Origin of the sequence: Microbulbifer sp. YPW16, from assembly GCF_021290385.1 — a bacterium.
Taxonomy (GTDB): Bacteria; Pseudomonadota; Gammaproteobacteria; order Pseudomonadales; family Cellvibrionaceae; genus Microbulbifer; species Microbulbifer zhoushanensis.
In genome coordinates this window covers 684,603-698,814 of sequence record NZ_CP089928.1, presented here as the reverse complement: position 1 = coordinate 698,814, position 14,212 = coordinate 684,603, and the positions used below count along the sequence as shown (strand labels likewise).

General features: G+C 62.9%; 15 protein-coding genes. 7 read left to right on the top strand and 8 right to left on the bottom strand.

All coding sequences use genetic code 11. The features are described from left to right. Nucleotides 1-150: 150 nt before the first annotated feature. Together LVE68_RS03070 and LVE68_RS03065 are read right to left on the bottom strand one after the other, a co-directional pair. Nucleotides 151-1,281, bottom strand: a complete 1,131-nt coding sequence (locus LVE68_RS03070) for a M14 family metallopeptidase (protein ID WP_232942925.1) — start codon at nucleotides 1,279-1,281, stop codon at nucleotides 151-153. Nucleotides 1,282-1,670: 389 nt separating this feature from the next. Continuing rightward, nucleotides 1,671-2,240, bottom strand: a complete 570-nt coding sequence (locus LVE68_RS03065) for a YSC84-related protein (RefSeq protein WP_232942924.1) — start codon at nucleotides 2,238-2,240, stop codon at nucleotides 1,671-1,673. A 185-nt stretch (nucleotides 2,241-2,425) separates the two neighbouring features. Here LVE68_RS03065 and LVE68_RS03060 point away from each other — a divergent pair, with 185 nt between their 5' ends. Then, nucleotides 2,426-2,908: a hypothetical protein gene (locus tag LVE68_RS03060; protein ID WP_232942923.1), complete on the top strand. Its 483-nt coding sequence runs from the start codon at nucleotides 2,426-2,428 to the stop codon at nucleotides 2,906-2,908. A 384-nt stretch (nucleotides 2,909-3,292) separates the two neighbouring features. On the opposite strand, the gene LVE68_RS03055 is transcribed toward LVE68_RS03060, so the two are convergent. Next, nucleotides 3,293-4,303: an AraC family transcriptional regulator gene (locus tag LVE68_RS03055; protein ID WP_232942922.1), complete on the bottom strand. Its 1,011-nt coding sequence runs from the start codon at nucleotides 4,301-4,303 to the stop codon at nucleotides 3,293-3,295. Nucleotides 4,304-4,428: 125 nt separating this feature from the next. Between LVE68_RS03055 and LVE68_RS03050 the strand changes: the two genes are divergently transcribed. From LVE68_RS03050 to LVE68_RS03035, 4 genes are read left to right on the top strand one after another with little or no spacing between them, the layout of a single operon-like run. After that, entirely contained in the window at nucleotides 4,429-5,769 is a 1,341-nt protein-coding gene (locus tag LVE68_RS03050) for a flavin-containing monooxygenase (protein WP_232942921.1), read from the top strand. Further along, a complete protein-coding gene (locus LVE68_RS03045) occupies nucleotides 5,769-6,719 on the top strand; it encodes a bile acid:sodium symporter family protein (protein ID WP_232942920.1) in 951 nt (316 codons plus the stop codon). Before LVE68_RS03050 ends, LVE68_RS03045 begins: the two co-directional genes overlap by 1 nt. Next, nucleotides 6,716-7,678, top strand: a complete 963-nt coding sequence (locus LVE68_RS03040; protein ID WP_232942919.1) for an SDR family oxidoreductase — start codon at nucleotides 6,716-6,718, stop codon at nucleotides 7,676-7,678. Before LVE68_RS03045 ends, LVE68_RS03040 begins: the two co-directional genes overlap by 4 nt. Further along, nucleotides 7,675-8,514 carry an SDR family NAD(P)-dependent oxidoreductase gene (locus LVE68_RS03035; protein ID WP_232942918.1) on the top strand — a complete coding sequence of 280 codons (840 nt, stop codon included), beginning with the start codon at nucleotides 7,675-7,677 and terminating at the stop codon, nucleotides 8,512-8,514. The genes LVE68_RS03040 and LVE68_RS03035 overlap by 4 nt, the downstream gene beginning before the upstream one ends. A gap of 45 nt (nucleotides 8,515-8,559) precedes the next feature. Here LVE68_RS03035 and LVE68_RS03030 read toward each other — a convergent pair whose 3' ends face one another. The 3 genes from LVE68_RS03030 to LVE68_RS03020 form a co-directional block, all read right to left on the bottom strand. Continuing rightward, nucleotides 8,560-8,982: a hypothetical protein gene (locus LVE68_RS03030; RefSeq protein WP_232942917.1), complete on the bottom strand. Its 423-nt coding sequence runs from the start codon at nucleotides 8,980-8,982 to the stop codon at nucleotides 8,560-8,562. Between the two features lie 77 nt (nucleotides 8,983-9,059). Next, the gene (locus LVE68_RS03025; protein WP_232942916.1) at nucleotides 9,060-9,605 is read right to left on the bottom strand and encodes an Hsp20/alpha crystallin family protein; all 546 of its coding nucleotides are present in this window, start codon (nucleotides 9,603-9,605) and stop codon (nucleotides 9,060-9,062) included. Nucleotides 9,606-9,760: 155 nt separating this feature from the next. Then, nucleotides 9,761-10,354 carry a LysE family translocator gene (locus LVE68_RS03020; RefSeq protein WP_232942915.1) on the bottom strand — a complete coding sequence of 198 codons (594 nt, stop codon included), beginning with the start codon at nucleotides 10,352-10,354 and terminating at the stop codon, nucleotides 9,761-9,763. A 135-nt stretch (nucleotides 10,355-10,489) separates the two neighbouring features. Here LVE68_RS03020 and LVE68_RS03015 point away from each other — a divergent pair, with 135 nt between their 5' ends. Continuing rightward, a complete protein-coding gene (locus LVE68_RS03015; RefSeq protein WP_232942914.1) occupies nucleotides 10,490-11,284 on the top strand; it encodes a TatD family hydrolase in 795 nt (264 codons plus the stop codon). After that, complete coding sequence (locus tag LVE68_RS03010; protein WP_232942913.1) at nucleotides 11,281-12,936, top strand: aminotransferase class V-fold PLP-dependent enzyme; 1,656 nt, start codon at nucleotides 11,281-11,283, stop codon at nucleotides 12,934-12,936. Before LVE68_RS03015 ends, LVE68_RS03010 begins: the two co-directional genes overlap by 4 nt. On the opposite strand, the gene tcdA is transcribed toward LVE68_RS03010, so the two are convergent. Both tcdA and LVE68_RS03000 read right to left on the bottom strand, forming a co-directional pair. After that, complete coding sequence (gene tcdA, locus LVE68_RS03005) at nucleotides 12,926-13,732, bottom strand: tRNA cyclic N6-threonylcarbamoyladenosine(37) synthase TcdA (RefSeq protein ID WP_232942912.1); 807 nt, start codon at nucleotides 13,730-13,732, stop codon at nucleotides 12,926-12,928. The genes LVE68_RS03010 and tcdA overlap by 11 nt on opposite strands. Continuing rightward, the gene (locus LVE68_RS03000; protein WP_232942911.1) at nucleotides 13,729-14,178 is read right to left on the bottom strand and encodes a thiol-disulfide oxidoreductase DCC family protein; all 450 of its coding nucleotides are present in this window, start codon (nucleotides 14,176-14,178) and stop codon (nucleotides 13,729-13,731) included. The genes tcdA and LVE68_RS03000 overlap by 4 nt, the downstream gene beginning before the upstream one ends. Between the last annotated feature and the right edge of the window lie 34 nt (nucleotides 14,179-14,212).

Here is a 14,212-nt window from a genome sequence, read left to right as displayed (position 1 = left end):
ACAAAATAAGCGGCGCCAGCCGAGAGATTCTGTGCTGAAAAAGGCGGCATCCGCAGGGATTTTTGTTCCATCACGCCCTCCGGCGGGAGCCGCTTCCGTTGATACCGGTCGCGGCTGCCCGGGGAGGGCGGTCGGAGGAGGGGGCGTGACTCAGGCAGACCTGATGGTCTTGAGAGTCTCGCGGATCGGGAACAGGATATCGCGGGCCAGTTGCTGGCAGCGGGCCGGGGACCAGCCCTCGATCGGGTCGGGGAGGTTGTCGTTGTCCTTGAACGGCATTTCCAGGGTCAGTGCCAGGGTGCGGAACTGGTGCCCGCACCAGTTGGTGCCCACGGTCATGTTGGCCTTACCCGGCTTGTCCAGGTCGTAACCCCGCTCGGTCTGGAAGTCGGGGCTGGCGGCCACGAAGGCGCGCTTGAATGTCTCTTCCAGCTGCGCATGCCGCTCGTCATAGCCAGGGACGCCCTCACAGGCGGCGACAAAGTTGAAGGGCAGGGCCTCGTCCCCGTGAATGTCGAGGAAGATATCACCTCCAACCTCGAGCATCTTCTCCCGCACCAGGAACACTTCCGGGCTGCGCTCCATGCTCGGGTCCTGCCACTCGCGATTCAGGTTGGCGCCGGCCGCATTGGTTCGCAGGTGGCCACGTACACTGCCATCCGGGTTCATGTTGGGCACCACGTGGAAAACAGTGTCCTCCAGCAGTGTGCGTGCCGAGGGGTTGGCGTCGTCCAGCAGTGCCTCCAGGAAGCCCTCGACAAACCACTCCGCCATGGTTTCGCCGGGGTGCTGGCGCGCGATCATCCATACCCGGTTTTTGGCATTGTCCGCATCACCGATGGTAAGCAGGGACATGTCGCGCCCGTCCAGGGTTTGACCCAGGGTCTCCAGCGTCACCTGGTCGTGGCACTGGGCCCAGGCCAGCAGGTCCAGGTGGCGCTCCCAGGAGAAGGGGGCGAAGTAAGCCAGGTAGATCGCCGGTCGGTCCAGCTCCACGGTGAAATCGAGGGTGTTGCCGTCGTATTCCGCGGGAATCCGGAACCAGTCCTGCCGGTCGTAGGAAGCGCATACGCGGTAGTTTTCCCAGCCTTCGGGATAGGCGGCCTTGCCGGCATTCACGATGCGGAAAGGCAGAGACTCGCCCACCTTGCCCTCCAGGCGAAAGTGGAACCATTGATAGAAATCGGAGTTGTTGTCGCGACGGATCGCCAGTTCAACCGGCCGGCTGTCGCTGTTGATGACTTCGATATTGCCGCTGTCGAAAGCGCTGCTGATATGCATGGATATTGAGCTCCAATCCTGATGTGCGCGGCAAGGATAACAGGGCGGGCGTCGATTTATTACCGAGGAGGGGAGAAGTTGTTTTGCCGGCGCGCGAGGGGCGTACCGGGCGAGTAAAATAAAAGGGCACGACCTCAGTTCGAGACCGTGCCCCTGCCATCCCTGGCGGCACCTGAGCGACTACTGCTCCCTTCAAATTCCCGGTGGTGGTCGGGACGACCGCTGACTGTCCCGGCTTGCCACTAGCGCGCGATCCCGCACATCAGAAATTTTGTACTGCTCCCTTACATTCCGCGTCAGGTGCTGTCTAAAGTTTAGGCAGTGCGGGGGTGCGGGGGGCGTCCTCTGTACACATTGGCGTCAGATTGGTTAACTTGTGACCATTTTGTTTAGTCATAGTTCAATTCCGGGTCTTTCCAGAACTTGGTTCCCTTCAGGGTGGCCTGCAGGGCGATACCACTCTCGGTGAGCTGGTAGACACGCATGCCATCGACCACGACCTCGCGGCTCACTGCGGCGCCTTTATCCTGGGCCTTGGCGGCGGCATCGGCGTGGCCGCCAAAAGACCAGCCGCTCTCCACAAAGCGCTGCATCACCTCCGGGGAGTCGAAGACAAACAGGGCACGGAAGTCTTTGACGCCAAAGCCCAGCCCGACACCCACCTCGCCCATCTTCATGTAGGTCCGCTGGCGATTGCGATTATCGACGGCCACCCCGTAACCGGTCGAGGCGCTCGCCAGCAGCAGGTTGACGTTGACGTTGCTGAAGACTGCGTAGCCCGGCGCAGCCGCCACTTCACCGCGCAGGTCCGGCTGCAGCCGGTAAAGCTCGGTCAGTACCTCACGCTCGGTGCGATCGATATGTTGCCGGCGGTCATCCCGTGTCTGGCCGGGCGCGGTGCAGGCAGAGGTGAGCAGGGCACTTATGACCAGGGTGCCGAGGGCGAGTCTACGCAACATGGCTGATTCCTCATTTTTATTGTGTTGGTCCATTTAAGCAGAGCGGCTGGCGGGGCTCGAGCAGTTAATGGCCGCTTTGCGACATGTCGCACACAGGTGGTAGAGTGCGCCACTTCCGGCGGCTGTCCCAATTGGGTAAGCTATGCGGCCGACTTTCTGACTCTGACAAATACGAGAGAGAGACCATGAATAGAACTGCCAAGCGCGGTATCGCCGCCAGCTGCCTGCTGGTAATGATGATGAACCTGACCGCCTGCGGTTACTTCCTGTACCCCGAGCGCAAGGGCCAGAGCGGTGGCCGGGTTGATCCCACCGTGGTGATCCTGGACGGTGCAGCCCTGTTGTTCGGTATTCTGCCGGGCGTGGTGGCCTTCGCCGTGGATTTCGCCACCGGCGCCATTTACCTGCCCGCAGGCAGCAGCTCAGCGGTGGATCGTCACGTGAGCGCAGCCGACGTCGAAGGCGCGGAAAAAGTTGTGGACCAGCAGGGCCAGGTCTGGCTGAAGATGCCGGTCAACAAGGTTTCCGCCGATGCCGACAACCTCGAGCAGCTGGGCGCAACCCTGTCTTCCGCGACCGGTCAGCAGGTGGCGGTCAAGGATATCGTCTGGGTAGAGGATCTCGCCGCACTGCGGGCCGCCCGGGCTGAGCGCACTGCCGCACTCTGAGGTGATGGGGCCGCGCCGGCCCCTGCCCCCGGCCCGGTTGTGCCAGTGCGGTACTTCCGGGTCATTCCCACAGCAGGATAAAAGCTGCGCCGCGACTGGTCCCGGCTCCTGCGATCGCTACGCCCATCTGGGCGATCGGCTTCTCCCTTTCATCCCGTTCTCCCGCCAGCTGCTCAACAGGTTCTGTTGCCGGCCCGGCCTGTAATCCCCGTTGGATGACCGTCCAGGCCGGGCCCTGCCGGGTATGGCTTGCCCGCGTTCGGCGCGACTGTGGGATGCCGGCAGGCGCTTGGTGCCCCGGGTTACTGGCGTCCGGGGGGTGGGCCCCGGGATGGAAGTTATTCACGGGCCGGTGACCCTCTGCAATCCCTGCGTGGCTGCTGTTCAGGCCGGTTCCTGTTCCCGTTGGCCCGTCATGCGCCAGGCTTTTGGCGAGGCCCCGGTCCAGCGCCGGAATGCCTTGCCGAAGGCACTCTCATCGCAGTAGCCCAGGGCTGCGGCGATTTCCGAATTATTCCTTTTCCCCTCGGTCAACCAGCGGCGCGCGTAGTGGCTGCGCACCTCGTCCTGTATCGCCCTGAAGCTGGCGTCTTCCGCGGTCAGCTTGCGGCCCAGGTGGCGGGGACTCATGCACAGGCGGCTGGCTACCTGCTCCCGGGTGAGTTGCGGTTCCTGCTGCAGCAGGTGGGCCACGCGCAGGTGCAGGCTCTTGTTGTTCAGGGACTTGAGCAGCGCATCGGCCTCCGGCTTCAGGCGGTTCATCACCTGGTGATCGGCGGCTACCAGTCGGGTGCGGAGATCCTCTGGCCGCAGCCGGATGGCCGATACCGGGGCGCCGAAGTGAACGGGAGTCTGTAGCGCCGCCTGGTACTGGTGTTGGATGGCCAGTGAGGGGGCAGGGTAGGCCAGCTGCAGGCTGTGGGCGCGCAATTGTCCCCCGGTCATCTCGCGAATCTGGGTCAGGCACGCGGCCAGCACCGTCTCCACGCGCAATTGTGCGCAGCAGACGTAGTTGGGCAGGTAGCACAGGTCGACATGCTGTGCTCCCCGGCGCAACTCGAACTGTCCTCCCTCGCCGACCAGGGGGTGGTACTGCAACAGCTGGTCGACGGCTTCGCCCAGGTTTTCCTGGGTCATCAGCAGGTATCCCACCAGTCCCAGCTGGCTGGCCTGGATCGCCTGGCCCAGCCGGATCCCCAGCAGGGGGTCGGAGTGGCTGTCCGCAAGGCACTGCCAGAGTTGCTCCTGGCGCTCCATCGGGACCCGTTCCTGCTGGTCAATATCGGCCAGAATGTTCCTGGCATCGAAAGGCAGGGGCTTGCCCATGCTATTGAGGGCCGAGGCAAGCGCGCGTGAATAGTTTAATGTGACACTTCTTGAATCTCTGGGTAACATACTGCTTGTCCGTAAATCACCAGTTATGGCCCGATTATGACGAACACCCGAAGGGTTGTCACTGTATATTGCGGTGACGTGCCGGGAAGATGCCCGGAGCCAACTGAACAGAGGTGACAATAACAATGAAACCCTACGCGGTGATTGGCGCCGGCCCCATGGGGCTGTGCACAGTGCGCAACCTGCGCAAACAGGGAATTCCCTGTATCGGTTTTGAGATTCACTCCGATGTTGGCGGCCTGTGGGATATCGACAGCCCGACCAGCACCATGTACGAATCTGCACACCTGATCTCGTCGAAAAAAATGACCGAGTTCGCCGAGTTCCCGATGGACGAACGGGTAGCTGACTTCCCCCATCACAGTGAGCTGCGGGCGTACTTCCGGGCCTATGCGCGGGAGTTCGGGCTGTATGACTGTTACGAGTTCAACACGGAAGTGGTGCGCTGCGAGCGCGATGGGGACGACTGGCTGATTACCACCCGCTGTCACGGTGAGGAGCAGACCCGTGCCTTTGGCGGCCTGTTGATTGCCAACGGCACCCTGCATCACCCGAACATGCCGCAGCTCCCCGGGGAATTCGATGGCGAGCTGATTCACTCCTGTGATTATCGCGACCCGGCCGTGTTTGATGGCAAACGGGTACTGCTGGTGGGCTGTGGCAACAGTGGTGCGGATATCGCTGTGGATGCGGCGCACCGGGCGCGCACTGTGGATATCAGCCTGCGCCGTGGTTACTACTTCCTGCCCAAGTTTATCGGCGGCAAACCCACTGATGCCGTGGGCGGCAAGATCCGCCTGCCGCGCTTCGTACAGCAGCGCATCAGTGCAGCCCTGGCCCGCCTGATGCTGGGTCGGCCGAGCCAGTACGGGTTGCCGGAACCGGACTACAAGATGTTTGAGTCCCACCCGGTCATCAACTCCCTCATACTGCACCATATCGGCCACGGCGACGTGCACCCGCGGGGGGATATTGCCAGTATCAAAGGCAACACCGTCACCTTTGCCGATGGCCACAGTGCCGAGTACGACATGATCGTGCTGGCAACGGGTTACAAGCTGCATTACCCGTTTATCGATCGCGAGCACCTCAACTGGCAGGGCATGGCGCCAAGCCTGTACCTGAACGCGTTCCACCCGGAGTACGACAACCTGTTCCTGATGGGAATGGTGGAAGCGGCCGGGCTTGGCTGGGAGGGGCGCAACGAACAGGCGGAGCTGGTCGCGCTCTACATCCGCCAGCTTGCGGACGGCGCCCGATCCGCCGCTGATTTCCAGGCCATCAAGCGCCAGCGGGCGACTGCCCGTGCTGATGGCGGCATGAAGTACCTGCAGCTGGAGCGCATGGCCTATTACGTGCACAAGGATACTTACCTCAAGGCGCTGCGCACGCACCGCCGCCAGCTGCAGCACGACCTGCCGGCGCCGGTGGCTGCCGGTGGCCAGCGGAGCGTGGGGGCAGTCTAGTGGAAGGTACCCTGCAGGTAGCGGAAAGCTTCCAGATGTCGCCCGGTGCTTTGCTCGCCCTGAATACAGTGCTGGCGTTCATGATGTTCGGGGTGTCACTGGGATTGCGGCCGGCAGATTTTGTCGCCGTGTTGCGTCGTCCGGTGGCACCGGTGACCGGGCTGGTCGCCCAATTCCTGCTGCTACCTGCTATTACCTGTCTGGCGACCTGGTGGTTTGAGGTCAGCCCCGGACTGGCGCTGGGGATGATCCTGGTGTCGTGCTGTCCCGGCGGCACCTTCTCCAATGTAATGACCTGGATCGGGCGGGCCAGTGTGGCAACTTCAGTCAGCATGACCGCTGTGTCCAGCCTGGCTGCGGTGGTAATGACGCCACTCAATTTCGCCCTCTATGGCGGGCTCAATCCCGCCACCCGCGGGCTGCTGGAGGAGATCGCACTGCCGGCCGGCAGTATGGTGTTACTGGTGGTCCTGGTGCTGGCATTGCCGATGTTGCTGGGAATGCTGGTCGGGGCGCGTTTCCCCGGTTTTGCGGTTCGCAGTGAGCGGTTTTTTCGCAGCACGTCGCTGCTGGTGTTCCTGCTGTTTGTGGTGGTGTCTTTCAGCAAGCACTGGGAAACCGCGATGCAGGTGGCCGGCGCGGTATTGCTGCTGGTGGTGGCCCACAACGCGCTTGCATTCCTGCTGGGCAATGTCAGTGGCCGGGTGATGCGGCTGCCGGTTGCCGAGCGGCGGGCGGTGACCATGGAGGTGGGAATCCAGAATTCCGGCCTCGCCCTGGCCGTGCTCTTCACCTTCTACCCCGGCGCTGGCGAGATGCTGGTGGTCGCCGGGTTCTGGGGTGTCTGGCACCTGGTCGGCGGCCTGGCCCTGGCGGGCTACTGGAACTTTTCCGGACGCGGTGCGAACTGGCTGCGCCCCTCAACCGAAGAGACAAGAAAAGCTTTATGACGCGCAAAAAAGTACTGGTAACGGGTGCCTCGGGATATATCGGCAAGCAGCTGGGGGAGCGGCTGGCCGGGGAAATGCCGGTGGTTGGGGTGGATATTCACCCCCGCCCGGCAACCTTCCCGATTTTCAAGTTGGATATCTGTGACGCCGCACTGGGCGAACTGATGCGCGCCGAGGCAGTAACCCACGTGGTTCACCTGGCCTCGGTGATGGCAGCGGGGCGCGACCGTGCCGCCGAATACCGGATTGATGTCGAGGGGACCGAAAATGTGCTGCGGGCCTGCCTGACCGCGGGCGTGGAGCATGTAACCGTGACCAGCAGCGGGGCGGCGTACGGCTATCATCCTGACAACCCGGAGTGGCTGGAGGAGCGTCACCCCCTGCGGGGTAATCCGGAGTTTGGCTACTCTGACAACAAGCGGCTGGTGGAGGAGATGCTGGCGGCCTACCGTGAGCAGTATCCGCAACTGAAGCAGCTGGTGTTCCGCCCCTGCTCCGTGATCGGGGCAACGACCAAAAGCAAGATTGCCGAGCTCTTTTCCGGTAGCGCGATCCTCGATCCGGGCGGGCACAACTCCCCGTTTGTCTTTATCTGGGACCAGGACGTGGTGCGGGCGATCGAGTTCGGGGTGGATCGCAATGCTTCCGGTATTTTCAATCTTGCCGGGGACGGTGCGCTGACGCCGCGGGAGATTGCCGCGCGCCTGGACAAGCCACTGCGCACACCGCCGGTATGGCTGGTCAAGATGTTGCTGGGAACCGGCTATACGCTGCACCTGACCGACAAGCAGCCAGAGCAGGTGAAGTTCCTGCAGTACCGACCGGTATTGTGTAATCGACGCCTGAAAGAAGAGCTGGGATTCATTCCGCAGAAGACCTCGGCCGAAGCGTTCGACTTCTTCGCCCGTGAGGCGCTCAAGTTGGAGCCGGTGCGGCAGCCGGTTGGGGATTCGGCATGAGTTCGGTGGCGGAAGGGCGGGTATTGGTTGTCACCGGCGCTGCCGGGGGGCTGGGGTGGGCCCTGGTGGAGGCCCTGGCGGGTGACCGGGATACGGAATTTGCGCTGGTGGACCTGGCCGGCAGCGCACTCGAGGACCGTGTGGCGGAATTGCGGCAACGTGGTATCCGGGCCCGGGCCTGGACTGCTGACCTCTCCAGTGAGCAGGAAGTGGCAGGCCTGGTAGCGCGGCTGAAATCGGCCTACGAGCGTGTAGATTTACTGGTTAACAATGCCGGGATTACCCATCGCAGCCTGGCCTGCCAGACCGACAACGCGGTTATCCGCAGGGTTATGGCGGTGGATTACCATGCGCCGGTGGAGCTGGCCCAGGGCCTGCTTCATGAGCTGCGTCGCGCGGGCGGTTGCGTGGTGAATATCAGCTCCATGGCTGGCTGGATGCCGGTGCTGGGGCGTGCCGGTTACTGTGCGGCCAAGAGTGCCCTGCACCAGTATTTCGAGACCTTCCGGGAAGAGGTGCGCGAGGAGGGAATCTCCGTACTGATGGTTTACCCCAGTTTCGTCGCCACCAATATTGACCGCAATGCGCTGTCCGGCGATGGCGGTAAGGCCCAGCACAAGCAAAGCACTGTCGGGGCGGTGAGAAGCGCCGACTGGATGGCAGCAAGAATTGTCACGGCATACCGCAGAGGGGAGGAGCGCCTGTTCCCCCGGGATATGACATTGCTCGGGGCTTATCTCTATCGCCTGGCGCCTCGCCTGTTTATGAGGCAAATGGTGAAGAACTTTCGCTCGGAGCTCGAGGCGGGCAAGGCGGTACCGTCGGGGACGCTGTGAGACCGCCGGGCGCCGGCCAGCAGGCCGGCCCCCGGGCAGGGGGCATCAGATGGCCCAGGTGAGGTAAACGGGCTCAATGCCACCATTCTGCCCCACCTCAATGCGGGCCCCCTGGGGGCGATCACCATTGCGGGCCTCGATGGTGTAAGTGCCGGCAGGCAGGTCCACCAGCAGCTGCGGGCCCGCGGTTTGTGTGTCCAGTACCGTGCGCCCACTTGAATCCCTGATTTCCACCCGGGCGCTGCCCAGGTAGTGCCCGGAATTGGCGCTAAGGTGGATCCGGGCATCGAACTCCTCATCCAGGGTGTTGCCCAGTGCATCCAGGGCCTGTCGTTCCTGTTTACCGATTCCGCCGGACACATAGCGAACCCCGTCCTCCTGTAGGACCTCCGGCGTCCTGGCGTCGACCTGCATGGAGATGGTTGCCAGCCCGGCCAGCACTGGAATCATAAATCGCATGCTGCGCATTGATTACCTCCGTCTGTCAGTCTGGAAATAGTGGTTATTGTTCGGGAGCGGCGTCCCTGTGCGTGAATCAGTTGTCGTCAGGCCGCTGTGCGGATATCGATGACGGTGCCCTGGTCCCGCGGCTCTGCCTTGCGCGGGAAGGTAATGGTAAGCACACCGTTGCGGCACTGGGCATCCACGCCATCCCGGTCGGTGTCCTCCGGTAGCGACAGCACACGCTGGAAAGCGCCGTAACTGCGTTCCAGCCGGTAAAAACTGGTGTCGTCGCTCTTTCTATGCTCGCGGCGTTTCTCCCCGCGAATCGTCAGGGTGTTGTCGGCGAGGCGGACTTCGATATCTTTTTCATCGATGCCTGGCACCTCGACCGAGATCAGGTACCTGTCTTCGGTCGCCGCAATGTCCACATTGGGTTTTAGCAACAGGCTCTCGACCGGCCCCGCACCGGCCCCGTCGGGGTTCGAGGACCGGTGGAACAGTTCCTCGAACATGCGGTCCAGCCGGTCCTGCAGGCGTGCAACCGTCGGGAACTCCAGGGCGGGCCTGCCGGCCTGGGCTAAGTGGGCGGATTCAGAGGCTTCCTCGTCCCTGAACCAGTTCCATGGTGCGAGCTTCTTCATATCCATGACTACCTCCACTGAGTTGCAGAAATTGTCATTGTCGCGGCCTGGCGGAAGATCACGCCGACCGCCGCCGTCACTACTCAACCTGAGGCGAGTCTGGGGCTTTTCAAGGGCCGTTCTGGAAGGAAAAGTTGAATTTGGTGCCCGCCGGCATCCTGTTATTCAAATGCCATTGGTATCACGCTGGCTGCCAACAGCAGGCCCATGGCGATATTGAAGCGGCGCAGGTGATCGCTGTTTGACAGCAGGCGCTGCATGCCCACCCCGAACAGCAGCCAGGTGACGATGCAGGGGCCGCCGATGAGGATAAAAGCCAATGCCACCCTGCTGGCGTCGAGCCACGCTTCGCCACCGGGGATTGAGAAGGCCGCCAGCGCGCCCACTGCCATTACCCAGCCCTTGGGATTGACCCACTGGAATGCTGCTGCCTGCAGGAATGTGAATGGGGGACGCTGGTCGGCACTGCTCACCTCGCGGGTGGTGCCAATAGCCCAGGCCAGGTACAGCAGGTAGGCGATGCCCGCCCAGCGGATCAGCTGGTGCAGGAAAGGGAACTCCGTAAACAGCGTGCCCAGGCCGAGTCCGATGGCCATGATCATTGCCGGGAAGCCCAGGCAGATACCCAGGAAGTGTGGCAATGAGCGCGCGACACCGTGGTTGAGGCCCGAGGTCATGATCATCAGGTTGTTGGGGCCCGGTGTGATGCTGGTGGTAAAGACAAACAGGGCCAATGGCAAAAGGGCTTCGGGCAAGGGGGGTCTCCGGCTTGGTGGCAGCACATTGTAACGGCAGCGGGCCCGTCAGTCTGCCCGTTATGCAGCCCGGCAACGGGGCTGTCCGCTGCGTGTTAAAATTGCCCGGTAACCCGATGGATTGACAGGCGCTCCGTGGAACTGATTGACAGCCATTGCCATTTCGATTTTGACGATTTCGCGCTCGACCGGTCCGAGGTCTGGCAGCGATGCTGCCAGCTTGGCCTCAAGGGGATGGTCATTCCCGGGGTCAGCATTGCGCAGTGGCGCACCCTGTTCGAACTGCTGCAGCGCCGGCCCGAGTGGCATGGTGCCGTGGGTGTGCACCCCTGGTGGGTGAAAGAGCTGGCGACGGATCACCCGGGGCCGGGTGAGGAATTGCAGGAGTGGCTGCTGGGCCAGCTGCTCCACTGGGGGCGCAACAGCCGCTGTGTGGCGATCGGGGAGTGCGGACTGGACAGGGCCATCGATACCCCGCTGGCGTTGCAGCGCGACATCTTCCGGGTGCATTTGCGAGCAGCGTGTGAGCTGCAGCTGCCGCTGATCATCCATGTGCATCGTTACCATGCCGATGTGCTCGCGCTGTTAAAGGAGTACCGCCCGTTGCGGGGGGGAGTGATCCATGCGTTCAGCGGCAGTGAAGAAATCGCGCGAGAATACTGGAAGCTGGGTTTTTACCTGGGCATCGGCGGCACAATCACCTACCCCCGTGCGGCCAAGACCCGCAGGGCAGTAGCCGCAGTGCCCCTGGAAGCCCTGCTCCTGGAAAGCGATGCACCGGATATGCCCCTGTCCGGGCGCCAGGGCCAACGCAACAGTCCCGAGTTCCTGCCCGACATTGCCGCCGAACTGGCAAGCCTGCGTGCAGTCCCCGTAGAAGAAGTGGCGGTACAGGCACTTCGCAATACCAGGCAATTATTTTCCCTATGAGCCAGCCAACGTTTTCGCCGGAGCATTTCCGCAGCCAGTTCCCGCTGTTCGCACAGCCGGAGAATCTCGACCTGGTCTATCTCGATAATGCTGCCACCACGCAGAAACCGGACGTGGTAATCGAGGCCCTGGGCGACTTCTACCGGCACAGTAATGCCAATACCCATCGCTCCAGTCACCGGCTGGCCCGCCGGGCAACCGAGATGGTTGAGCGGGTGCGGGCGCAGGCTGCAGGCTTTTTCAATGCGGCGTCGCCGCGGGAAGTGGTTTTCTGTCGTGGCGCCACCGAGGCCCTGAACCTGCTGGCCTACAGTCTTTGCCAGGACCTGCAGCGCGGTGACGAGATAGTGCTGTCCACTATCGAGCATCACGCCAACATCGTGCCGTGGCAAATGGCTGCCGAGCGCCATGGGCTGAACCTGCGCTATGTGCCGCACACCGCCGGAGTGCCCCAGTTTGACCGGCTGCACGAAGTACTGGGGCCGCGCACCCGCATCGTCTCGCTCAGTGGTGGCTCCAATGCCCTGGGCCTGCGGCCGGACTTTACCCGCATTCGCCAACAAGTGAGGGAATATGACCTGCGCTGGGTGGTGGATGCCGCGCAGCTCGCAGCCCACGAGCCGCTCGACGTGCAGGCGATCGGCTGCGATTTCCTGGTCTGTTCCGCGCACAAGTTTTACGGTCCCACCGGAATCGGCCTGATATACGGGCGCGAGCAATGGCTGGCCGCAATGCCCCCCTGGCAGGGCGGTGGGGAGATGATTACCGGGGTGGGCCTGTATCACAGTGATTACGCCGGTTTGCCGCACCGATTTGAGGCGGGTACTTCGTCCCTCGCCGGGATCGCCGCCCTGGGCGCAACGCTTGAGTTTCTCGGGCAGCAGGACCGCCCGGGCATGGCCGCGCACGAACAGGCGTTGCTGGCGCGCTTGCACGAGGGGATCGCCGCGCTGCCCGGCCTGCGCCTGCTGAGCCAGCCGCAGCACAACCTGGGAGTGACGGCATTCGCACCGGAAACCGGCGAGGCCACCGACCTGATGCACTGGCTGGACGGGCGGGATATCGCTGTGCGCGTCGGCACCCACTGTGCCCAGCCTCTGCTGCGGGCGGCGGGCAGCGGGCCTACAGTGCGGGCCTCGGTGGCCGCCTACAATACGTTTGCGGAGATCGAGGCACTGCTGCTGGCGGTCGCGGACTACCTGCAGCTGGACCAGTCGCTGGTGAGTGTGGAAGGGGCCGGTTCCCGGTGGAGCGCCGACGAGCTGGGTGCCCTGCAACTGGAGCGGCTCGCGGCACAGCGCTCGTGGCAGGATCGCTACCGTGAACTGCTGCGTTGGGGCAAGTCGATCTCTGGTAAGCCTGAGATCCGCCGGCCGGAAAACCTGGTGCGGGGCTGTGAGGCGGATGCGTGGCTGGTCCACCGGGAGGAGGCTGGCCGGCACTATTTTGCCTTTGACAGCGACAGCCGTGTGGTCAAGGGCCTGGCAGCCCTGCTATTGTCACAGGTAAATGGTCGCGAGGCCGGGGAGATTCTCGGCCGGGACCTGTCCGGCCTGTTTACCGAGCTGGGCCTGGCCAGGCACATGAGTGAATCGCGCAGCAACGGCTTTCACGCGCTGCTGCAGCGGATTCACGCACAGGTCAGCGGCTGAGCTTCTTCTGCAGCAGGCGCTCGATAGCGCGCGAGGCGGCGACGAAGCCAAAAGTGCCGGTCACCATGGTGGCAGCACCAAAGCCGCCGCTGCAATCGAGTTTCACCCCGTCCTGCATGGCACTCTTGCGGGCGCACACCTGGCCATCGGGTTGCGGGTAGACCATCTGCTCCGGGGAATAAATGGCATCCACGCCGAACACCCGTTTGCGCGATTTCTGGAAGTTGTGGAATCGGTACAGGTGCTGGCGCACCTTGGCCAGCATCGGGTCGTTTACTGTGCGTCCCAAATCGTCCCATTCGATTCGGCGCGGATCCAGTTTGCCACCGGCGGAACCCACGGTCACCAGACGCAGCTTGCGCGCTTTGCAGTAGGCGATGAGTGCTGCCTTCACCCGCGCCGAGTCGATTGCGTCAATCACCACGTCGACAGGCCGGGCGTCCGGGTCAATCAGCTCTGCCAGGTTGTCCTGGGCAATGAAATCTTCTTCTTCATGCACGTGGATTTCCGGGTTGACCTGGCGCAGGCGCTCGGCCAGTACTGCCACCTTCTGCTGGCCGATGGTGTCTTGCAGGGCGTGGCTCTGGCGATTGGTATTGGTGATGCAAACGTCGTCGAGGTCGATCAGCGTAATTGTGCCCACCCCTGAGCGGGCCAGGGCCTCTGCGGTCCAGCTGCCGACGCCGCCAACACCAATCACAATGCAGTGGGCACTGTGCAGCACGGGCAATGCCGCGTCCCCGTAAAGTCGTGCGATCCCGCCAAATCTCTGCTGGTACTGCTCACTCAGTTTCATTCGTCGATCGTTCCCAGAAAACGGTGTTGCTCCGCTGCGGCTGGTAGCCGGCAGTCATCCCGGCGCCCGAACAGCCGGTAGCGATTGCGCGCGATGATATCGTATACCGCGTCCCGGAGCACAAGTGGCAAAGCGCGGAGTAAACGAAGGTGCCGCGCTGCGCCCGGTAGCTTACCCAGTACCCGCAGGGCCGCCTCGCTCTTGAAGTGGGGCCGGTGCTGGCCGTTGGCCCGCTCCAGGTAAACCACGGATTCGTAGTCATCCAGTGGTAGGCCCAGCCCCTCAAGTAGCTTCTGGCCGGCCGGGGACTGGGCGCGGCAAAAGGTGAATAACCCTGTGCGGTCCCGCTCCAGCACAAAGTGCACCCAGCCATTACACAGGTTGCAGAGGCTGTCAAAAAGGATGATGCGATCGGGAAGGCTGGTCGCCATAGAGGTGCTGGCCATCGGTAGTGTCAGGGTCAGCTGGCAATGGTAGTCG